Source organism: Arthrobacter sp. UKPF54-2 (assembly GCF_007858535.1).
In the GTDB taxonomy this organism is placed as follows: domain Bacteria; phylum Actinomycetota; class Actinomycetes; order Actinomycetales; family Micrococcaceae; genus Arthrobacter.
This window is the reverse complement of the sequence record NZ_CP040174.1, coordinates 2,194,095-2,213,158: the sequence shown is the minus strand read 5'-3', so window position 1 is coordinate 2,213,158 and position 19,064 is coordinate 2,194,095. Positions and strand designations below refer to the sequence as shown.

The 19,064-nt window shown below is 68.6% G+C and carries 21 protein-coding genes; 10 read left to right on the top strand and 11 right to left on the bottom strand.

The features are described from left to right. Positions 1-14 precede the first annotated feature (14 nt). From E7Y32_RS10220 to E7Y32_RS10210, 3 genes are read left to right on the top strand one after another with little or no spacing between them, the layout of a single operon-like run. Positions 15-1,298, top strand: a complete 1,284-nt coding sequence (locus tag E7Y32_RS10220) for a magnesium transporter MgtE N-terminal domain-containing protein (RefSeq protein WP_146337018.1) — start codon at positions 15-17, stop codon at positions 1,296-1,298. Further along, positions 1,279-2,004, top strand: coding sequence for a DUF1003 domain-containing protein (locus tag E7Y32_RS10215; RefSeq protein WP_146337017.1), 726 nt, complete (start codon positions 1,279-1,281; stop codon positions 2,002-2,004). Before E7Y32_RS10220 ends, E7Y32_RS10215 begins: the two co-directional genes overlap by 20 nt. A 10-nt stretch (positions 2,005-2,014) precedes the next feature. Next, positions 2,015-3,166, top strand: a complete 1,152-nt coding sequence (locus E7Y32_RS10210; RefSeq protein ID WP_146337016.1) for an Mrp/NBP35 family ATP-binding protein — start codon at positions 2,015-2,017, stop codon at positions 3,164-3,166. Between the two features lie 49 nt (positions 3,167-3,215). On the opposite strand, the gene E7Y32_RS10205 is transcribed toward E7Y32_RS10210, so the two are convergent. The 3 genes from E7Y32_RS10205 to sigE all read right to left on the bottom strand — a co-directional run bounded on the left by E7Y32_RS10205 (position 3,216) and on the right by sigE (position 5,470). Next, positions 3,216-3,593 (bottom strand): twin-arginine translocase TatA/TatE family subunit, encoded by a 378-nt coding sequence (locus tag E7Y32_RS10205; RefSeq protein WP_146337015.1) that lies wholly within the window; start codon positions 3,591-3,593, stop codon positions 3,216-3,218. A 78-nt stretch (positions 3,594-3,671) separates the two neighbouring features. Then, complete coding sequence (locus E7Y32_RS16420) at positions 3,672-4,826, bottom strand: hypothetical protein (protein ID WP_261382403.1); 1,155 nt, start codon at positions 4,824-4,826, stop codon at positions 3,672-3,674. Positions 4,827-4,834: 8 nt separating this feature from the next. Then, positions 4,835-5,470, bottom strand: a complete 636-nt coding sequence (sigE, locus tag E7Y32_RS10195) for an RNA polymerase sigma factor SigE (protein WP_146337014.1) — start codon at positions 5,468-5,470, stop codon at positions 4,835-4,837. A gap of 240 nt (positions 5,471-5,710) precedes the next feature. On the opposite strand from sigE, the gene E7Y32_RS10190 reads away from it, so the two are divergent. Further along, on the top strand, positions 5,711-6,343 hold the full coding sequence (locus E7Y32_RS10190; protein ID WP_146337013.1) for an O-methyltransferase: 633 nt from the start codon (positions 5,711-5,713) through the stop codon (positions 6,341-6,343). A gap of 79 nt (positions 6,344-6,422) precedes the next feature. Here E7Y32_RS10190 and E7Y32_RS10185 read toward each other — a convergent pair whose 3' ends face one another. The 4 genes from E7Y32_RS10185 to E7Y32_RS10170 form a co-directional block, all read right to left on the bottom strand. Beyond that, on the bottom strand, positions 6,423-6,590 hold the full coding sequence (locus E7Y32_RS10185) for a DUF3117 domain-containing protein (RefSeq protein ID WP_079550332.1): 168 nt from the start codon (positions 6,588-6,590) through the stop codon (positions 6,423-6,425). 223 nt (positions 6,591-6,813) lie between these two features. Next, positions 6,814-8,094, bottom strand: coding sequence for a hypothetical protein (locus E7Y32_RS10180; RefSeq protein ID WP_186467106.1), 1,281 nt, complete (start codon positions 8,092-8,094; stop codon positions 6,814-6,816). 20 nt (positions 8,095-8,114) lie between these two features. Beyond that, the gene (locus E7Y32_RS10175) at positions 8,115-8,513 is read right to left on the bottom strand and encodes a DivIVA domain-containing protein (RefSeq protein WP_146337011.1); all 399 of its coding nucleotides are present in this window, start codon (positions 8,511-8,513) and stop codon (positions 8,115-8,117) included. A gap of 48 nt (positions 8,514-8,561) precedes the next feature. Further along, on the bottom strand, positions 8,562-9,470 hold the full coding sequence (locus E7Y32_RS10170; RefSeq protein WP_261382402.1) for a TIGR00730 family Rossman fold protein: 909 nt from the start codon (positions 9,468-9,470) through the stop codon (positions 8,562-8,564). 156 nt (positions 9,471-9,626) lie between these two features. Between E7Y32_RS10170 and E7Y32_RS10165 the strand changes: the two genes are divergently transcribed. The 4 genes from E7Y32_RS10165 to E7Y32_RS10150 all read left to right on the top strand — a co-directional run bounded on the left by E7Y32_RS10165 (position 9,627) and on the right by E7Y32_RS10150 (position 12,935). Continuing rightward, a complete protein-coding gene (locus E7Y32_RS10165) occupies positions 9,627-10,382 on the top strand; it encodes an amino acid ABC transporter ATP-binding protein (protein ID WP_146337010.1) in 756 nt (251 codons plus the stop codon). An 87-nt stretch (positions 10,383-10,469) separates the two neighbouring features. Beyond that, positions 10,470-11,351: a glutamate ABC transporter substrate-binding protein gene (locus tag E7Y32_RS10160; protein WP_146337009.1), complete on the top strand. Its 882-nt coding sequence runs from the start codon at positions 10,470-10,472 to the stop codon at positions 11,349-11,351. A 100-nt stretch (positions 11,352-11,451) separates the two neighbouring features. Then, positions 11,452-12,102 (top strand): amino acid ABC transporter permease, encoded by a 651-nt coding sequence (locus E7Y32_RS10155; protein ID WP_146337008.1) that lies wholly within the window; start codon positions 11,452-11,454, stop codon positions 12,100-12,102. Then, positions 12,099-12,935 carry an amino acid ABC transporter permease gene (locus E7Y32_RS10150; RefSeq protein WP_146337007.1) on the top strand — a complete coding sequence of 279 codons (837 nt, stop codon included), beginning with the start codon at positions 12,099-12,101 and terminating at the stop codon, positions 12,933-12,935. Before E7Y32_RS10155 ends, E7Y32_RS10150 begins: the two co-directional genes overlap by 4 nt. Before the next feature lie 203 nt (positions 12,936-13,138). Here the strand turns inward: E7Y32_RS10150 and dapE are convergent, their stop codons facing one another. Then, positions 13,139-14,263, bottom strand: coding sequence for a succinyl-diaminopimelate desuccinylase (gene dapE, locus E7Y32_RS10140; RefSeq protein WP_146337006.1), 1,125 nt, complete (start codon positions 14,261-14,263; stop codon positions 13,139-13,141). Between the two features lie 85 nt (positions 14,264-14,348). Between dapE and dapD the strand changes: the two genes are divergently transcribed. Together dapD and E7Y32_RS10130 are read left to right on the top strand one after the other, a co-directional pair. Next, entirely contained in the window at positions 14,349-15,359 is a 1,011-nt protein-coding gene (gene dapD, locus E7Y32_RS10135) for a 2,3,4,5-tetrahydropyridine-2,6-dicarboxylate N-succinyltransferase (protein WP_146337005.1), read from the top strand. A 66-nt stretch (positions 15,360-15,425) separates the two neighbouring features. Then, positions 15,426-16,277, top strand: a complete 852-nt coding sequence (locus E7Y32_RS10130) for a hypothetical protein (RefSeq protein WP_395940415.1) — start codon at positions 15,426-15,428, stop codon at positions 16,275-16,277. A gap of 16 nt (positions 16,278-16,293) precedes the next feature. Here the strand turns inward: E7Y32_RS10130 and E7Y32_RS10125 are convergent, their stop codons facing one another. The 3 genes from E7Y32_RS10125 to E7Y32_RS10115 form a co-directional block, all read right to left on the bottom strand. Continuing rightward, positions 16,294-16,905: a hypothetical protein gene (locus tag E7Y32_RS10125; protein WP_146337004.1), complete on the bottom strand. Its 612-nt coding sequence runs from the start codon at positions 16,903-16,905 to the stop codon at positions 16,294-16,296. Positions 16,906-16,963: 58 nt separating this feature from the next. Further along, positions 16,964-17,605 (bottom strand): TetR/AcrR family transcriptional regulator, encoded by a 642-nt coding sequence (locus E7Y32_RS10120; protein ID WP_146337003.1) that lies wholly within the window; start codon positions 17,603-17,605, stop codon positions 16,964-16,966. A gap of 148 nt (positions 17,606-17,753) precedes the next feature. Beyond that, positions 17,754-19,037 (bottom strand): citrate synthase, encoded by a 1,284-nt coding sequence (locus E7Y32_RS10115; protein WP_146337002.1) that lies wholly within the window; start codon positions 19,035-19,037, stop codon positions 17,754-17,756. Positions 19,038-19,064 lie beyond the last annotated feature (27 nt).

Here is a 19,064-nt window from a genome sequence, read left to right as displayed (position 1 = left end):
GGTAGCCTGTAGGTGTGAGCACAACTCTTTCGCGGGTATTTGTCGCGCGCCTCCTTGGACTGGACGTCTTCGACCCTCTGGGCGACCGTCTGGGCCGGTTGCGCGACGTTGTGGTGCTCGCCCGCGGCAACCGGGGCGCCCCGCACGTGGTGGGCATCGTCGTCGAGGTTCCGGGCAAAAAGCGTGTCTTTGTCCCGATGACCCGCATCACCTCGATCGACCAGACCCAGATCATCTGCACCGGGCTGGTGAACCTGCGCCGCTTCGAACAGCGCGGCGCGGAAACCCTGGTGGTCGCCGAAATGTTCGACCGCCGGGTGACCCTGGCGGACGGCAGCGGCGATGCCACCATCGAGGACATCGCGATGGACCGGCACCGCTCCGGCGACTGGTTCGTCAGCAAACTCTTCGTCCGCCGCGGCCACTCCCTCTCGCCGCTGAGCCGGCTGCGCCGCAACGAAACCATGATCATCGACTGGGCCGACGCCCAGCAGGGCGCCCGCACCGAACCGCAAGCCGCCACCCAGTTCGTCGCCACGCACGAGGACCTGAAGCCCGCAGACTTCGCCGAGGCCCTGCAGGAGATGAGCGACAAGCGCCGCTTTGAGGTGGCCAGCGAACTCCAGGACGAACGCCTTGCCGACGTGCTCCAGGAAATGCCCGAGGGCGACCAGGTGGAGATCCTCTCCGCCCTCGACGTCGAGCGCGCCGCCGACGTGCTGGAGGAAATGGACCCCGACGACGCCGCCGACCTCCTCGCCGAGCTCCCCAGCGCCCAGGCCGAGGAACTGCTGCAGCTGATGGAACCCGAAGGCGCCGAGGATGTCCGTCGCCTGCTCGAATACGACGAGGACACCGCCGGCGGCCTGATGACCCCCGTCCCGGTGATCCTGCCCCCGGAAGCGACCGTTGCCGAGGCCCTCGCCCACGTCCGCCGCGAGGAACTCTCCCCCGCCTTGGCGTCCTCGATCTTCATCGCCCGGCCGCCGCTGGAGACGCCCACCGGGCGATTCCTCGGCGTCGTGCACATCCAGCAGCTGCTGCGCTACCCGCCGCCGGAACCGCTGGGCAACCTGGTGGACAAGAACCTCGAACCGGTCTCGGACCAGGCCCACATCAGTGAGGTGGCCCGCACCCTGGCCACCTACAACCTCAACTCGCTCCCCGTGGTCAACGACGACGGCCGCCTTGTCGGGGCGGTGACTGTTGATGACGTGCTTGATCACCTGTTGCCCGACGACTGGCGCGCCCACGAGGACGACGCCCCGATAAGGAAACTTGGAGGCCGCATTGGCTGACAGCAGCGCACCACGGAACTCCAACGTCCGCCCGGCACCACGGACCACCGGCAGCCTCGACACGCCACTGAGCGGCCGGGCGCGGATCCTGCCCAAGTTCTCCCCCAACCCGGACGCCTTCGGCCACGCCACGGAGGGCTTCGCCCGGTTCATGGGCACCCCGACATTCCTGGTCTACATGACGGTGTTCTGTGTTTTCTGGCTCGGCTGGAACACCTTCGCGCCGAAGGAATGGCAGTTCGACTCGCAGGCGCTCGGCTACACGCTGCTGACCCTGATGCTCTCCCTGCAGGCCTCCTACGCCGCACCCCTGCTGCTGCTCGCCCAGAACCGCCAGGACGACCGGGACCGCGTCTCGCTGGAACAGGACCGCCAGCGTGCCGAACGGAACCTCTCGGACACCGAGTACCTGACCCGGGAACTCGCCTCGCTCCGCATCGCCCTGCGCGAGGTCGCCACCCGCGACTACGTCCGGGCCGAACTGCGCAGCCTGCTGGAGGACATGCTCGAAGCGCAGGAGGAACTGCGGACCCACGATCCCTCGGCGGGCGCGCATGAGTCCCCGCGGGACAAGGTCAAGGAGAAAATCAAGGAACGCCGCGACAAGCAGCGCAGCCCGCGCACCCAGCAGATCCCGCGTGTCCGGACCGAGGGCAGGCCGGACAGCCCGCGCTCCTCCGCCCCCCGTTCCACCCCCGAAAGCTGAGCCACCCCGCATGACCACCCCGCAGGGACAAGCCGACGCATCCGGCCTGGCGCAGGCCGTGCACACAGCGCTGGCCACCGTGATCGATCCCGAACTGCGCCGGCCCATCACCGAGCTTGGCATGGTGGATTCGGTGGAGGTGTCCGACGCCGGCCGGGTGCGGATCACCGTGCTGCTGACCATCGCCGGCTGCCCGCTGCGCGGCACCATCACCGCAGACTGCGAGGCGGCGCTCTCCGCCGTGCCGGGGGTCAGCGCCGTCGAGGTTGAGCTGAAGGTTATGACCCAGGAGCAGCGCGACGCCCTCAAGGAGCAGCTGCGCGGCCCGGGCGGCACACGCGGCATCCCGTTCAACGCCCCGGGCTCGCTGACCAAGGTGTACGCCGTCGCGAGCGGCAAGGGCGGCGTGGGCAAATCCTCCGTCACCGTGAACCTTGCCTGCGCGCTGGCCGCGCAGGGGCTGCGGGTGGGCATCATCGACGCGGATGTGTACGGCTTCTCCGTGCCCGCGCTGATGGGCATCAGCCAGGCGCCCACCCGGGTGGACGACATGATCCTGCCGCCGGTGGCCTACGGGGTCAAGGTCATCTCGATCGGTATGTTCGTCACTGGCAACCAGCCGGTGGCCTGGCGCGGGCCGATGCTGCACCGCGCGCTTGAGCAGTTCCTCACGGATGTCTACTTCGGCGACCTCGATGCGCTGTTCCTGGACCTGCCGCCTGGGACCGGGGACATCGCCATTTCGGTGGCGCAACTGCTGCCGGGAGCACAGATCCTGGTGGTCACCACCCCGCAGGCCGCGGCCGCCGACGTCGCCGAACGGGCCGGGGCGATCGCGGTGCAGACCGGCCAGTCCGTGGCCGGTGTGGTGGAGAACATGTCCTACCTGGAACTGCCCGACGGCGCCAGGATGGAACTCTTCGGCAGCGGCGGCGGTGCCGTGCTCGCCGAGCGGCTTTCCGCCACGGTGGGCGCGGACGTGCCGCTGCTGGGCCAGATCCCGCTCGACATCCTGTTGCGCGAGGGCGGGGACTCAGGGGTTCCGCTGGTGCTGGGCCGGCCGGAGACTCCGGCGGCGGCGGCTCTGACCGGCATCGCCGGCCTGCTGGCGTCCAGCCCGCGCGGCCTGAACGGCCTGTCGCTGGGCCTGACGCCCCGCTGAGCCGCACCCGCCTGGCGCACCGGGGGGCGGGCGCCGCCGGGGCGTCCGCTTAGGTGGCCTCGGAGTCGAAGGGAGCGGCTTCGCCCTCGGGCAGCCGCTCGATGACGCGGGCGGGGGGCCGCTCTTCGGCGGTCGCGACGGCGGCCGGCGCGCCGGCGCTGACCGGCTTGGTGTCGTCCTCGAGGAGGGCTTCCTTGATGATCCGCCGCGGGTCATACTGCCGTGGATCGTACTTCTTCCAGTCCACATCGTCGATGTCGATGCCGACTTCTTCCTTGATCTGCTCGCGGGCACCGGAGGCCATCCGGCGGACTTCCTTCACTATGTTGGCGAGCTTCTGGGTGTATTCGGGCAATCTGCTGGGACCGATCACCAAAAGGCCGATGATCAGCAGAAGAATGAACTCCGGTCCGTTGATTCCAAGCACTCTAGGAAGATTACCCTCTCACCCGTGCCCGCGACGATTCCGCTCATGCCCGCCGTCCCCCGGCCGGGCAGCGGGAACTTAGCGCGCGAGCAGCTCCATAATCCGCTCCAGGCCGCGCTCCAGCCGGGCCGCGACCCCGTCCCCGCCCGGCGCCGGGGCGGTGTGGCCCGGGCGGGACCGCACGAGGGCGCCGACGCCGTCGTCTGCCTGCTCCTCGGGCAGTTCGGAGACGTAGGTGAAGGTCGCCGCCGGCGTCCGGTAGATGGCCCGGAACGGCGCCTGGCGGTTGACCCACAGCGTGCCGGCGGCCGCTGCCGGGCCTTGGGGAACAACCGATCCGTCCGTGCGGGCCGGCACAAAACCGTCCTCGGTGGCCGGATGGCCGGTAAGCACGTTGACCGGCACCGCAGCGGCCGCCTGCTCTGTGGCGGACGCCTCTGGGCCCGGCTGGCCGACGTGCTGTTCCAGGACGGTCGCGAAGTGCCGGCCGTCGGTGAGACGCAGCTCCAGCACCTCCGAGCCGTCGGCGACGCCGCCGCGGGCCCAGAGCAGGTGGTAGCCCAGCTCGCGGAGCTCGGGGCAGGCCCAGCCCCGGGCGCGCAGCGCGGAAAGCTGTTCGGAGCTCAGCGCACCGGCAGGCGCGACGTCGGGGCCTCCGCTGAGCTTCCACGCGGCCCCGGAGACCGTCTCGGAGGCCAGTGCCGGGCCGGGCAGGCGCGCGGGCAAAGCCGCGGCGAAGGCGCCCTCTGTAGCCGGCGGGGTGTCGCTGCCCACAACGTAGGAGGCCCCGCCCATCAGGGCCGTGGTGGCAGCAACGCCGCCGGCGATCTGCACCGCGAGCCGCCAGGGCCGCGGGTGGCGAGCCTGGGGCCCCTGCGGGACCACCCGCGGCCCGGCCGCCGGGGCAGCACTGGGGTCCCCTTGGGCGGATTCAGCGGGCGCTGGCCCGGCCGGACCAGGGTCCTCGGGGCCGGCGGCCAACTCCCCGGTGCGGGCGAGCAGCCGGGCGGTGAGGTCCCCGCTGGCGGCGGGCACGGCAGCGCCGCGCAGCCGTTCGAGGTACTGGCGTTCGCGTTGCTGCCGGCCCCGGCACGCGGCGCAGCGGGCAAGGTGCTTTCGGCGCCGCTCCTGGGCGGCGCGGGTGAACGGCGTCGCGCCGAGGCGGGGACGTCGCGGCGTGCGGCCTAGGTACCTGCACACAAGGCCACCGAGGAAGTGTTTCAGCAGACCCATTGCCCGGTTCAGAGGAGGCCGGCGATGCGGGGCATCTTCAGCCGCGGCTTCAGGGCCTGCTTGGCGACCGGCTGCGGCCTCGGGTCGCGGTGGGCAAGCTTCTCGCGGAGCATAGTACGTCCGCGGTGGATCCGGGACCGGACGGTGCCGAGTTTGACGTCCAGCGCCACGGCGACTTCGTCATAGGACAGGCCTTCGAGGTCGCACAGCACCACGGCGGCGCGGAAGTCCGGCGGCAGTTCCTCAAGGGCGGCCTGCACGTCCAGGTCGAGGTTGTTGAACTCAAAGCTCTGTTCCGGGCCGGGCTCGCGGCCGGGAATGCGCGTCTCGGCGTCCTCGGCCAGCGCATCGAACCGGATCCGGCTCTTGCGCCGCGCCTGGTCCAGGAACAGGTTGGTGGTGATCCGGTGCAGCCAGCCGTCAAGAGTGCCGGGCTTGAAGTTCTCCAGCGAGCGGAAGACGCGGACAAAGACCTCCTGGGTGAGGTCCTCGGCGTCGTACTTGTTGCCGGTGAGCCGGTAGGCCAGCCGGTAGACCTTCGCGGAGTGGTTGGTCACCACCTCTTCCCACGTCGGCATGACCCATTCGGCCTCGGCCGTGGGCTGGGACTCATCAGTTACAGGGACACCTGCCAGAACCGACATTGTCCACTCCCCTCGCGGATGGTGCTTACGCCTCGATGGAACTTGCGGTTGCAAGGCCCTACATCGTTGATTCGGCGCCGGTCACCACGCGGATGAGCGGACACCCATCATTTCAAAATAAACTGGGAATTTCCTGACCCGGAGGTTTCTTCCGCCAACGGCGGAACGCCTGACAAGGACGCGGGGACGGACACAGTACGCTGTATAAAACACTCCCCTCCTGCCCGGAAAGCGATACCCATGAGCGCCGATAAGTCCACGAGCTGGTCCTACGCAGAAGATCTGCCTGCCGAGGACGAGGTTCTGTTGCACGCGCGCGAACGGTCTTTCGAACTCGGCGTCACGCCGATCGGACCCGGGGTGGGGGCCGTCCTGACGGTGCTCGCGGCCGCTTCCAAGGCGCAGACCGCAGTGGAAATCGGCACCGGCGCGGGTGTCTCCGGCGTGTGCATCCTGCGCGGCCTTGGCCCGCAGGCCGTCCTGACCACCATCGACGTCGACGTCGAACACCTTCGTGCCGCGCGGGAGTCCTTCCAGGAGGCCGGCAGCCCGGCGAACCGGACCCGCACCATCTCCGGCCGGGCCGGGGACGTGCTGCCGCGCCTGACCGACGGCGCCTATGACCTGGTGTTCATTGACGCGGACAAACCCAACTACCCCGGCTACGTGGAGCAGGCCATCCGGCTGCTCAAGTCCGGCGGCCTGCTGATCGTCAACGACGCGCTGGACAAGGACCGGGTCTCCAACCCCGCCTCCCGGGAGGCTACCACCGTGGTGCTGCGCCAGATTGGTAAGTCCATCCGCGACGACGACCGGCTCGCCTCGGCCATGCTGCCCACCGGCGACGGCCTGCTGGTCGCGGTCAAGAAGTAGCCCTCCACCCCTGCGGTGCAAACGCAGAAGGGGCCCGCTGCCAACCGGCAGCGGGCCCCTTCGTCCTGCAACGTCGAAGCTATTCGGTAACGCCGACCAGGCATTCCTTGAGGTTGGTCGCTTCGGCAGCGTTGAGTTCGACCACAAGCCGCCCCCCGCCTTCGAGCGGAACACGCATGATCAGGCTGCGGCCCTCTTTGGTCACTTCCATAGGGCCGTCGCCGGTGCGTGGTTTCATAGCCGCCATGAGGAATATCCCCCTTAGTAGTCCCGTGACTTGCCAGCCCGGCCGGGCTGCGTCCGCTTGGTCAAACAAGCCGCCTGGCGGCCGTGGTGGCGGCCGCCGTAGCTCAACACTCAGTTTTCCTTGCTTAGGGCCATTATCCCGTAATTACGCGCTTGTAGCTAATCGATGGACATTCCCGGCCGCCGGGTAAAGCCGCCGCTCCGGTCCATAAAGGTGTCCGGCGTCACGGCGGATAGTCGCCGCCGCCCGGCAGCTGGGCCCACGCCCACAGCCATACGATCCACACCATTTGCAGCAGCAGGAACATGATGACCACGGTCCCGCGGTAGGCGCGGGAGCGGGACACCCCGGCGGCGGCCAGGGCCAGCGGGAACAGCGGGAGCAGCATCCGGAAGGTGCTGGTCTGCGGGTGCAGGAAGACCAGCAGGTAGCCCATGTAGCAAACGCACCACAGCCGCAGTTCCGCTCCCAGCGCCGCCACGGGACGGGACATCATCAGCAGCGCGAAGGCGGCCACAAATACGAACGGTGCCAGCAGTCCCAGGACGGGGCCGAAGAGCTGGACGCCGGTGTCGAACCAGGGCTTGAACGGCACCAGGTCGTGGCCCCGCCACACGGTCTCGGTTTTGGTGTAGGCCTGCGGGTCCCCGGTGGCGGCCCAGGCGATGGCGGGCCACAGCAGCGCGCCCAGGCCGCTGACCGCGGTGAGCCCGGCCAGCGACCACAGCTCGCCGGCGCTGTGCCTGCGGGTGCCCTGGACTGCTCCGGCGCCAACGCCACTTCCGACTTCCCCTGCGGTCCGCGGCAGGCGGGGAAGACGTGCCTCAAGGTGCGGGTACACCCGGTACAGGAACAGCAGGCCGGCCATGGCGGCGAAGGGCACGCCCGTGGGACGCGAGAGGCACATCAGCACCGCCACCGGCATGGCCCACAGGTAGCGCCGGCGCACCACCAGCAGCAGCGCCGCGGCCAGCAGCAGGAGGTTCAGTGACTCGGCGTACGGCACCTGCAGGACCGGCGCCACGGGGAAGGTGGCCACGAACACCGAGCCCCACAGCGCCGTGCGGTGCGTGGCCCTGAGCCGGAACAGCCGGTAGATGACCAGGGCCGCCGCCAGCCCGGCGAGCATGGCGATCAGGCCCAGCGCGGCGGCCGGGGCCATCCCGGTCACCCCGGCGAGTGTCCTGCCGAGCAGCGGGAACAGCGGGTAGAACGCCCAGGCGTTTTCCTGCACGTTGCCGGCCGCATCGGTGGGCAGCACGGCCGGATAGCCGTTGCGCAGCGCTTCCCCGTACCAGCGCGCGTCCCAGATGTTGATGAAGTTCCAGTAGTCCGGCTTCGGCGGGAACCACGGGTTCACGCCTTGCTGCAGGGCGGCCGCCATAAAGATGCAGGCGCTGACCAGGCGGGCGGCGAGGTAGAGCGCGCCGATCTGCAGCCACCAGGGCCAGCCAGCGGTGCGCGCGCCGGCGGCCGCGATCCTGCTCCACACGGCGGTGTTCAGCCCGGCCTGCGCGGTTGCGTTCACGGGGCCTGATCCTGCTGCGGACGGTCCGGCTGCCGTTCCTGCCCGGCGCGTTCCGGTTCCGCGCGTTCCGGCGCCCTGCGTTCCAGCTCCCTGCGGAGGCCGGCAATTTCGCGGTCCTTCCGGGCAATCTGGTCCCGCAGCTCGTCGAGGACCTGGTCCACCTGGTCCATCCGGTAGCCGCGCACCCCGACGGCGAACCGGATCCGGTCGACGTCGGCGGGTTCCGCGTCGGCGGGCAGCAGCACGGCCGGCAGCGAGGCCACGGGTTCGTCGAAGCCGTCCTCGAAGGGCTGCTCGCTGGCCCGGCGCCGGAAGACCCGCGGCGCCAGGTCGGTGCCGACGAGGATGGCGACGGCGGCCAGCACGACCGCCACGAAGACCAGGAAGAAACTCACAGCTCCATCGTGCCAGACGCGGCCTCGCAGGCTGTTCAGGCCCGCGGTTCAGGCCCCCGGGCTGTTGCCGTTCCCCGCGCCGCCGTTTGCCATTCCGCCGTTCCCCATTCCGTTGGTCCCCGTGCCGGGGTTGTTCCCGTTCGGGTTGCGGTGCCGGGCGGCGCCCTCGACGATGAGTTCCACCGCGAGCGCCGGGTCGTCGACCACCTGCACGAGGTCGAGGTCCTCCTCCGCCATCATGCCCTCGGCCACCAGGGTGGTCTGCAGCCACTCCAGCATCGGGCTCCAGAAGGCGGTGCCGATCAGCACGATCGGGAAGGACGTCACCTTCCGGGTCTGCACGAGGACCATGGCCTCGAAGAGCTCGTCCAGGGTGCCGAGGCCCCCGGGCAGCACAATGAACCCCTGCGCGTACTTCACGAACATGGTCTTGCGGGCGAAAAAGTAGCGGAAGTTGATACCCAGGTCCACCCACTGGTTCATGCCCTGCTCGAAAGGCAGCTCGATCCCGAGCCCCACGGAGACCCCATTGCCCTGGACGGCGCCCTTGTTGGCCGCTTCCATGGACCCGGGACCGCCGCCGGTGATAACGGCCAGGCCGGCGTCGGCCAGCTTCCGGCCGACGTCGACGGCCAGTTCGTAGTTCAGGCTGCCTGGCACGGTCCGGGCGGAACCGAAGACGCTGACCGCCAGCCCCAGGTCGGCGAGGGCGCCGAAACCTTCCACGAATTCGCTCTGGATCCTCAGCACCCGCCACGGGTCGGTGTGGACGAACTGGCCCGGGCCTTTCGTGTCCAGCAGCGTCTGGTCCGACATTGTGACCTTCGCCGCCTTGCGGCGCAGCTCCAGGGGCCCCTTGTGCCGGATGCCGTTGGCCGGCGGGACCTCCCGGCGGCCGGAACCGGCGTTCCCTGGCGTCTGGTCTGGGGTGGGCTGCGGCTCGGTACTCATGCCCATAGGCTAGCGCGGATCGCCGGGCCCGGCGGTCCGGCGCGTCCTTGCCCGCCGGAGGGTGTGGCGGGACCCTGACCTGCGGGTATCTCTTGGGTCACGATGTGCACCAACTAGGAGTGATTGCGGTCATATCCGGCTAATGTTCGCTAGATTCTTCTTATGACTACTCAAGTGCCCGGCGATGCCCTCGTCTCCCTGAATGCCGTCAACAAGCATTACGGCCAGTTGCACGTCCTCAAGGACATCAACCTGAACGTCCGCAAGGGCGAGGTTGTTGTTGTCATCGGGCCCTCGGGTTCCGGCAAGTCAACGCTCTGCCGCGCCATCAACCGTCTGGAAACCATCGACGACGGCGTCATCACCATCGATGGCAACGAGCTGCCCGCCGAAGGCAAGGAACTGGCCAAGCTGCGCGCCGACGTCGGCATGGTGTTCCAGTCCTTCAACCTCTTCGCGCACAAAACGATCCTGGAAAATGTCACCCTCGGACCGATCAAGGTCAAGGGTGTGCCCAAGGCCGAGGCTGACAAGGATGCCATGGCACTGCTGGAGCGCGTCGGCGTCGGGCACCAGGCGCCGAAGCTGCCGGCACAGCTCTCCGGCGGGCAGCAGCAGCGCGTGGCGATCGCCCGTGCCCTGGCCATGAAGCCGAAGGTGATGCTGTTCGACGAGCCCACCTCCGCGCTGGATCCGGAAATGATCAACGAGGTCCTCGACGTCATGATCCAGCTGGCCAAGGAGGGCATGACCATGATCGTGGTGACCCACGAAATGGGCTTCGCCCGCAAGGCCGCGGACCGCGTGGTCTTTATGGCCGACGGCCAGATCGTCGAGGACGCGACGCCCGAGGAGTTCTTCACCAACCCGAAGAGCAGCCGCGCCAAGGACTTCCTGTCCAAACTGCTGACGCACTGACCGTTCCGCTTCGCCAGACCACCACCAAACATCCGCAGAGTTCGCACCCGGGCCGCCGTGAGGCGGCCGTCCAATGAAAGGAATGTCATGATGGCATTTTTGACCCGAAGGAAATCCCTTCTGGTTGCCGCATCCGCAGCTCTGGCCCTGAGCCTGAGCGCCTGCGGCGGCAGCTCCTCCACTACCAATCCGCCCGTAGCCGAGAAGCCGAGCTTCGCCGCCGACAGCACCATGGCAAAGCTTTCGTCCGCCGGCAAAATCACCATCGGCACCAAGTTTGACCAGCCGCTGTTCGGCCAGAAGGGCCTCGACGGCAAGCCGGTGGGCTTCGACGTCGAGATCGGCAAGCTGATCGCCGCCAAGCTCGGCATCTCCGCTGACAAAATCGAGTGGGTTGAGACGGTTTCCGCCAACCGCGAGCAGTTCATCAAGCAGGGCAAGGTCGACATCATCGTCGCCACCTACACGATCAACGACAAGCGCAAGACCGAAGTCGACTTCGCCGGCCCGTACTACGAGGCAGGCCAGGCCCTGATGGTGAACAAGGACAACAACTCCATCACCAAGCCCGAAGACGTCAAGGGCAAGAACGTCTGCTCCGTGACCGGCTCCACCCCCGCCTCCACCATCGTGGAGAAGTACGGAGCAGTCCTGGTCCCGGCCGCGACGTACTCCGCCTGCCTTGAGCCGCTGCGCAACAAGCAGGTCGAAGCTATCACCACCGACAACGTCATCCTCGCCGGGTTTGTCAACAAGGAGCCGGATGCCTTCAAGCTCGCCTCCGACGAGACCTTCACCAAGGAGCCTTATGGCATCGGCCTGAAGAAGGACGACAAGGTCTTCCGCAGCTGGATCAACGACCAGCTCGAAGCCTTCGACAAGGACGGTTCCTACAAGAAGGCCTGGGAAGCTACCGCCGGCGCCGTCATCAAGACGGCCCCGAAGCTCCCCGCCATCAACCGCTACTAAGCCGGCTGTGGCGGTCGCCGGAGCGAAGCGACTTGCGCGCCCCGGCGGCCGCCACACCCCTGCTAACGCTTGAATCCCCTCAACGCAGCTGAAGGAACTTATGGACGTCATCATTGAAAGCCTGCCCCAGTACTGGGACGGCTTTCTCAGAACCCTCTTCCTGGCAGTGGTCTCGGGAATCTTCGCCCTCATTTTCGGCACCCTGCTCGCCGCCGCCCGGGTCTCCCCCATCGCGGCGCTGCGCGGCTTCAGCATGGCCTACGTGGAGGTGGTCCGGAACACCCCGTTGACCATCGCCTTCTTCTTCGCCGCCGTGGTGCTGCCCCGCCTGGGCGTTACGTTCCAGCAGTTCGAAGTCGCCGCCATTATCGCACTGAGCGCCTACACCTCGGCCTTCATCGCCGAGGCCGTACGCTCCGGCGTCAACAGCGTCCCGGTCGGCCAGGCCGAGGCCGCCCGCAGCATCGGCATGAAGTTCAGCCAGGTGCTTTCCCTGATTATCCTTCCGCAGGCCGTGCGCACAGTGATCCCGCCGCTGATCAACATCCTGATCGCCCTGGTGAAGAACTCCTCTGTCGCCGGCGCGTTCTACGTGCTGGAACTCTTCGGCTACGGCAAGCAGCTGGCCAACGACCACGGCGACGCCGTGATGTGGGTCCTGGTCGGCGTCGCGTTCTTCTACCTGCTGATTACCGTCCCGCTTGGCTACCTCGCCAACGTGGTTGAACGAAAGGTGGCGATCGCACGATGAGCTCCGTTCTCTACGACGTCCCGGGTCCCAAGGCCCGCCGCGTTTCCCTCATCGGCTCGATCATCGGCGTGATCGTGATCGGCGCCCTCGTGGTGCTGGCCGTCATGACCCTCGCCCAGCAGGGCATTTTCGAGGGCCGCCGCTGGGCCATCTTCGGCCAGGCCGACGTCTGGACGCTGATCGCCAACGGCATCGGCGCCACCCTCAGCGCCGCCGCGGTCTCGGCTGTCATCGCCTTCCCGCTGGGCCTGCTGCTGTGCCTAATGCGGATCTCCGACCTCGCCTGGATCCGCATCCCCACCCGGATTGTGCTGGAGTTCCTGCGCGGCATGCCGGTGGTCTTGATGATGCTGTTTGTGCTGCTCGTCTTCGCGACTAGCTCCTTCATCGCCGTGGTGGCAGGCCTGGTCCTGTACAACTCGGCCATCTTCGCCGAGATCATCCGCGCCGGCATCCAGTCGCTGCCCAAGGGACAGCGTGAGGCCGGCCTCGCCATCGGCCTGACGAGCTTCCAGTCGCGGCTGACCATCGAGCTGCCGCAGGCCATCCGCCGGATGCTGCCCTCGCTCGTGGCTCAGCTGGTGGTGCTCCTCAAGGACACCTCGCTCGGCTACATCGTGGCCTACGGCGAGCTGCTCCGCGCCGTCCAGGTCATGGCCGACTTCCTGGGTCCCCAGTTCCTGTTCCCGGTATTCTTCGTGGCCGCGGCGATCTACATCGCGATCAACCTGGCGGTGTCCCGCATCGCGATCTGGATCGAGAAGCGCGGCTCCAAGAAGGCCGCCGGCGGCATGGCCCACGTGCCGGTGGCGGGCACCGCCCCGGCCAAGTAGGCCGCACGGGCAGAGCGCCCCAACGGATAAAGGTCCGGAACCCCGCCGGGGTTCCGGACCTTCACCGTTTAACGCGTCCCCGGGGGCCCTGGGGCCCTGGGGCCTTGGGGCCTTGGGGCCTTGGGGCCTTGGGGCCTTGGGGCCTTGGGGCCTTGGGGCCTTGGGGCCTTGGGGCCTTGGGGCCTTGGGGCCTTGGCGGACGGCTACACGCCCAGCCAGCTCCGCAGGGCCCGCAGGCACACCCGGATCGCCTCGGCGTCGACGTGTTCATCGTCCTTGTGGGCCAGCAGTGCATCGCCCGGGCCGAAATTCACGGCGGGGACGCCGAGTTCGCTGAAACGGGCGACGTCGGTCCAGCCGTACTTGGGCTTCGGCTCGGCCCCGACGGCGGCCACGAAGGAGGCTGCGGCGGGGTGGTTCAGGCCGGGGCGGGCCCCGGCGGCGCCGTCGGTGCGGACAAGGTCGAAGCCGGCCAGCAGTTCGCGGACGTGTTCCTCCGCCTGCGCCATGGACTTGTCCGGGGCGAACCGGTAATTGATCTCCACCACGCAGCGGTCCGGGATGACGTTTCCGGCGGTGCCGCCGTGGATCTTCACCGCATTCAGGCTCTCGCGGTAGTCGAGGCCGTCGACGGTGACGGTCCGCGGTTCGTAGGCGGCCAGCCGGTCCAGGATCGGGGCCGCGGCGTGGATGGCGTTGCTGCCCATCCAGGCCCGCGCCGAGTGGGCGGCCTCGCCGAGGGTGGTCGCCTCGAACCGGATCGTGCCGTTGCAGCCGCCCTCCACCGTGCCGTCTGTGGGTTCGAGCAGAATCGCGAAGTCGCCCTCCAGCAGCGCCCCGTGGTTGCGGACCAGCCGGCCGAGCCCGCTCTTGACGCCCTCGACTTCCTCGTGGTCATAGAAGACGAACGTCACGTCCTTGTCCGGCTCCGCACCGCCGTCGAACAGGCCGGCCGCGAGGGCGAGCTGCACCGCGACGCCGCTCTTCATGTCGGTGGCCCCGCGCCCGTACAGGATGCCCTCCCCCGGAGCCCCGGAGGGCCAGTAGGACGGGACGGTGCCCAGTGCGCCCTCGGTGCTCGGCAGCGGGACGGTGTCCAGGTGCCCGGCGAGGATGACCCGCTCGGTACGGCCCAGGCTGGTGCGGGCGATCATCGCGTCGCCGTCGCGGACCAGCTCCAGCTGCGGGATGGCACGGAGCGCGTGCTCGACGGCGTCGGCGAGCCGGCCCTCCTCCCCCGAGACGCTGAAGATGTCGATGATGTCCGCGGTCAGCAGGGCAACGTCCTGGCGCAGGTCCAGGCGGGCGGGGGCAGTATGCTCAGTCACCGTTCCACTGTATATGCCCTCCCGCCCCCGCCCCGGGCCGTCACCGGTTTCGGGGAGCGCGGGGGCCGTCTATAGACTTGGGGCCATGACTGAAACCGTTTCTGCCGCCGTGCCCGACGACTCCCGCTCCGCCTACGGCTACGGCATCGCGACCATCGCCACCCGCAACGGTGAGGCCACCGTGCTGGACGTCTGGTTCCCGGCGCCGGCGCTCGGGACCGCGGCGGAGAGCCTGCGGGACGTGGCCAACGCTGACCAGTCCCTGCTGGAGATCGCCGCGGCCGGCGACGACGCGGACCGCGGCACCGAGCAGAAAGTCGTCTTCGTCCAGGCCCACCTCGAAGAGGCCCCGGCCGACACCGCGGATGCCTACCTGCGCCTGCACCTGCTCTCGCACCGCCTCGTGCGCCCGAACAGCATCAACCTGGACGGCATTTTCGGCAAGCTGCCCAACGTCGTGTGGACCAACTTCGGCCCTGCCGCCGTCGAGGACTTCGAACTGACCCGCGCGCGGCTGCGCCGCCGCGGTGCCGTGACCGTCTACGGCGTGGACAAGTTCCCGCGGATGGTCGACTACGTCATCCCCTCCGGCGTCCGGATCGCCGACGCCGATCGGGTCCGCCTCGGTGCGCACCTCGCCGAAGGCACCACCGTGATGCACGAGGGCTTCGTGAACTTCAACGCCGGCACCCTGGGTACCTCCATGGTCGAGGGCCGGATCTCCGCCGGTGTGGTGGCCGGTGACGGTTCCGACGTCGGCGGCGGCGCCTCCATCATGGGGACCCTCTCCGGCGGCGGCAAGGAAAAGATCTCCCTGGGCGAACGTGTGCTGCTCGGCGCCAACTCCGGGGTGGGCATCAGCATCGGCGACGACTGCGTCGTCGAGGCCGGCCTCTACGTCACGGCCGGCACCCGGGTGCGTGTGGTCGGGCAGAAGGACGCCGACGGCGAGGACACCAGCCGGATCGTCAAGGCCGTGGAACTCTCCGGCGTCCCGAACCTGCTCTTCCGCCGCAACTCCTCCAGCGGCGAGGTCGAAGTCCTGCCGCGCAAGGGGCAGACCGTCGAGCTCAACGAGGCTCTGCACGCCAACTAGGCACCCGCCGGTCAGAGACCGGCGGCAGACTGGACCGGCCCGGAAAGGGCCCGAGGGAGTTTTTACGTGGCACGTAGAGGTGGCTGGCGCCGTCGGATCGTGCTGTTGCTGGCCTTGGCCATGGTGGCAGGCGCCGTCTATACGGCAGTGGAATTCCTGCGGCGCTCCGAGACCCTGATTACCGAGCGCTGCACCGCGGAAGGTTCCGGCGGCGACGATCTCGCCACCGACCAGGCAGCCAACGCCGCCCTTATCGGTGCCACCGCGGTCCAGCGCGGGTTGCCCGCCCGCGCTGCCAGCATCGCGCTGGCCACCTCCATGCAGGAGTCGAAGCTGCGCAACATCGGCCATGGCGACCAGGCCGGCCCGGACTCGCGGGGGCTGTTCCAGCAGCGGCCCTCCCAGGGCTGGGGCACGGAGGAGGAGGTGATGGACCCGTACCACGCCACCAACGCCTTCTACGATGCGCTGGTGAAGGTCCCGGGGTACGAGGTCATCCCCATCACCGAGGCGGCCCAGAAAGTCCAGCGCTCGGCTTATCCCGGCGCCTACGCCCAGCACGAGGGAATGGCCCGGGCCTTCGCCTCCGCCCTGACCGGCCACACGTCGCAGGGCCTCGACTGCTCGCTGCGCAGCCCGGACGAGGCCGGGGACGCCGGGCTGCTCCAGCAGCACCTGGCAGCGTCTTTCGGAGCCATCCCGGCGACTGCGGCCGGGCGGACGGTCACGGTGCAGGCGCAGGACACCCGGGGGTGGGCGGTCGCGCAGTGGGCGGTGGCCAACGCCAAGGCACTCTCGATCACCGAGGTCAGGGTGGACGGGCGGAGCTGGGACCGGGCGTCCCACAACGGATGGCAGGCCGCGGACGCTCCGGCGGGGCAGGTGGCCATCACGGTCGCCGGGGAACCCCCACCGTAGGCGGACGCTGCCGGCTTCAGGCCAGCAGTTCTACCACCGGCTGGACGTAGCTGCGGAACAGCTCCGGCTCGGAGAGCAGCGCCGAGCTCATGATGATTTTGTCCGGCTCCAAGTACCAGGCCCGCGGCTCGGCCAGCGGAAGCTCGATGATGGTCAGCTCAAAATCCTGTGCGGCCCGGCCGACTTCCAGCAACCGGTCTTCCACCAGGTCGGCGAGCACTCCGGTGGCCCCGCTGGCGTCGCGCTCGGCCTCCAGGGCCAGGTACTCCCCCCGGCGTTCGCGGGCCCAGCTGAGGGCCGCCCCGAAGTGCGCCTGCAGCACCCGGCGCAGCGCCGGCGAGTTCCCGAAGGCGCGGAACCCGGGCGGGCCCAGCTCAGGTTCCATCTCCGGATGGGCCTTCAGCAGCTGCGCCCACCAGGCCTCCCACTCGGTCTTCAGGGCGCTGATGCCGCCCACCTCGTCGATCAGGTGCGAATGGTCCGAGGCACGGATCTTCGGGGCCGCGTGGCAGAGTGCGGGATGGCCGACGGCTTCGAGGCCGGCCGCGTCTCGGACGTACAGTGCTATGAGCAGCGGTCCGGAGGTGTCCATGGTGATCCGCCAGCCGGGCCCGCCTGTGTGGTGCATCCGATTGCCTCCCTTGGCAAGACGTACTTTTCCAGTCTATTCCTGAAGGCTGCGCACGTTAATGGCTGGTGCCGCGGCCGCCCAGGCTGGCCAGATGGGCTTCGAGTACATCGTGGCACATTTGTGCCGTCATCCACTCCGGCTGCAGCAGGGCGTGCATGGTGAGCCCGTCCAGAGTGGCCAGCAGCCGCTCGGCCTCGGTGACGAGCTGTTGCCGGTCCGGCCCGTCCGCGTCGCCGTCCCGGGCCGCCGCCAGGTCCATCATCAACCGGCCGACGACGGCGGCCACCGTACGGTGGCTGCGGTCCGCCTCCGGGGCCAGGAACGGCCTGGTGCGGGCCGCGTTTTTGAAGGCCATCCAGACGCAGGCGTCGACGGCACGTTCCTCGTCCAGCGGCAGCAGTTCCCCCAGCAGGGTTAACACGCCGCTGCGGTGCTCCTTGGTGCCGGGGGCGGTTCCCGCCAGCCGCGCCTCCGCGGTGTCCAGCCGGCCGGCAATACGGTCCACCACAACGCCGAAGGAGTGGGCCAGGAGTTCATCGCTGCTGGCAAAGTAGTGCCGCACGGAGCCCACGGCCAGATCCGCTTCGTCGGCGACCTCGCGGAGGGAGGCCCGCTCGAGCCCGTCTGCCGCGACAATTCTGAAGACGGCTTCAACAACTTCCTGGCGCCGCAAAGCAGCGTCGACAAATTTGGGCATTAGCCCTTTTTAGCACGGACGTGCCCGCTGGCGGATTTCCCACGCCGTTCACACGCGCAACTCCAGCACCACATGCGGCACAACGAACGACGCCGGCCGCGCTCCTCGTGCTCGAGGTGGGCGGCCGGCGTCGTGGTTTGCCTGTGCCTTAGACGGCGGGGTAGTTCCGTTCCGGTTCACCCGTGTAGAGCTGCCGCGGGCGGCCGATCTTGGTGTTCGGGTCGCTGATCATTTCACGCCACTGGGCGATCCAGCCCGGCAGGCGGCCGATCGCGAACAGCACGGTGAACATCTTCTCCGGGAAGCCCATGGCCTTGTAGATCAGGCCGGTGTAGAAGTCCACGTTCGGGTAGAGCTTGCGCTCGATGAAGTAGTCGTCCTGCAGGGCCTTCTCTTCGAGGCGGAGCGCGATCTCCAGCAGTTCGTCGTTGCCGCCGAGCTTGCTGAGGATCTCGTGGGCCGTGGCCTTGACGATCTTGGCGCGCGGGTCGTAGTTCTTGTAGACCCGGTGCCCGAAGCCCATCAGGCGGACGCCGTCTTCCTTGTTCTTAACCTTCTCCATGTAGTCCTCGGGCTTGATGCCGTCGGCCTGGATCTGGCGCAGCATCTTGAGGACGGCCTCGTTGGCGCCGCCGTGGGCGGGTCCGAAGAGGGCGTTGATGCCCGCGGAGACGGAGGCGAAGAGGTTGGCGTTGGAGGAGCCGACCAGCCGCACGGTGGAGGTGGAGCAGTTCTGCTCGTGGTCCGCGTGCAGGATCAGCAGCAGGTCCAGGGCCTTGGCGACCACCGGGTCCACCTCGTACTGCTCGGCGGGGAGGCCGAAGCTCAGGCGCAGGAAGTTCTCCACGAGGTTGTGGGAGTTGTCCGGGTACAGCATCGGCTGGCCGACGGACTTCTTCAGCGCGTAGGCGGCGATGACCGGCATCTTGGCCAGCAGCCGGTAGGTGGAGACCTCAACCTGCTCGGCGTTGAACGGGTCCAGCGAATCCTGGTAGAACGTGGACAGCGCGGACACGGCGGAGGACAGCACCGGCATCGGGTGGGCATCGCGCGGGAAGCCGCTGAAGAAGCCCTTGAGCTCCTCGTGCAGCAGGGTGTGGTGGCGGATCCGCTGGTCAAAAGCCTCCAGCTCGGCCGGGGTCGGCAGGTTGCCGTAGATCAGCAGGTAGGAGACTTCCAGGAAGCTGGAGTGCTGGGCGAGCTGCTCGATCGGGTAGCCCCGGTAGCGCAGGATGCCGGCGTCGCCGTCGATGTACGTGATGGCCGAGGTGGTGGCCGCGGTGTTCATGAAACCGGGGTCGAAGGCGACGGCGCCGGTCTGCTTCAGCAGCTTGGAAACGTCGTAGCCTTCGTTCCCTTCAACAACCTTGATGCGGGGGAGCTCGAGCTCGCCGCCCGCATGACGCAGGGTTGCGCTGGTGGTCTCAGTCATGGATTCTCCTCATGAGGCGTCAGGGCC

Coding starts and splice junctions, on each gene's coding strand:
- E7Y32_RS10210 (WP_146337016.1), top strand. CDS start 2,015: ATGACCACCCCGCAGGGACAAGCCGACGCATCCGGCCTGGCGCAGGCC.
- E7Y32_RS16420 (WP_261382403.1), bottom strand. CDS start 4,826: ATGGGTCTGCTGAAACACTTCCTCGGTGGCCTTGTGTGCAGGTACCTA.
- sigE (WP_146337014.1), bottom strand. CDS start 5,470: ATGTCGGTTCTGGCAGGTGTCCCTGTAACTGATGAGTCCCAGCCCACG.
- E7Y32_RS10190 (WP_146337013.1), top strand. CDS start 5,711: ATGAGCGCCGATAAGTCCACGAGCTGGTCCTACGCAGAAGATCTGCCT.
- E7Y32_RS10185 (WP_079550332.1), bottom strand. CDS start 6,590: ATGGCGGCTATGAAACCACGCACCGGCGACGGCCCTATGGAAGTGACC.
- E7Y32_RS10170 (WP_261382402.1), bottom strand. CDS start 9,470: ATGGGCATGAGTACCGAGCCGCAGCCCACCCCAGACCAGACGCCAGGG.
- E7Y32_RS10165 (WP_146337010.1), top strand. CDS start 9,627: ATGACTACTCAAGTGCCCGGCGATGCCCTCGTCTCCCTGAATGCCGTC.
- E7Y32_RS10160 (WP_146337009.1), top strand. CDS start 10,470: ATGATGGCATTTTTGACCCGAAGGAAATCCCTTCTGGTTGCCGCATCC.
- E7Y32_RS10155 (WP_146337008.1), top strand. CDS start 11,452: ATGGACGTCATCATTGAAAGCCTGCCCCAGTACTGGGACGGCTTTCTC.
- E7Y32_RS10150 (WP_146337007.1), top strand. CDS start 12,099: ATGAGCTCCGTTCTCTACGACGTCCCGGGTCCCAAGGCCCGCCGCGTT.
- dapD (WP_146337005.1), top strand. CDS start 14,349: ATGACTGAAACCGTTTCTGCCGCCGTGCCCGACGACTCCCGCTCCGCC.
- E7Y32_RS10125 (WP_146337004.1), bottom strand. CDS start 16,905: ATGCACCACACAGGCGGGCCCGGCTGGCGGATCACCATGGACACCTCC.
- E7Y32_RS10120 (WP_146337003.1), bottom strand. CDS start 17,605: ATGCCCAAATTTGTCGACGCTGCTTTGCGGCGCCAGGAAGTTGTTGAA.
- E7Y32_RS10115 (WP_146337002.1), bottom strand. CDS start 19,037: ATGACTGAGACCACCAGCGCAACCCTGCGTCATGCGGGCGGCGAGCTC.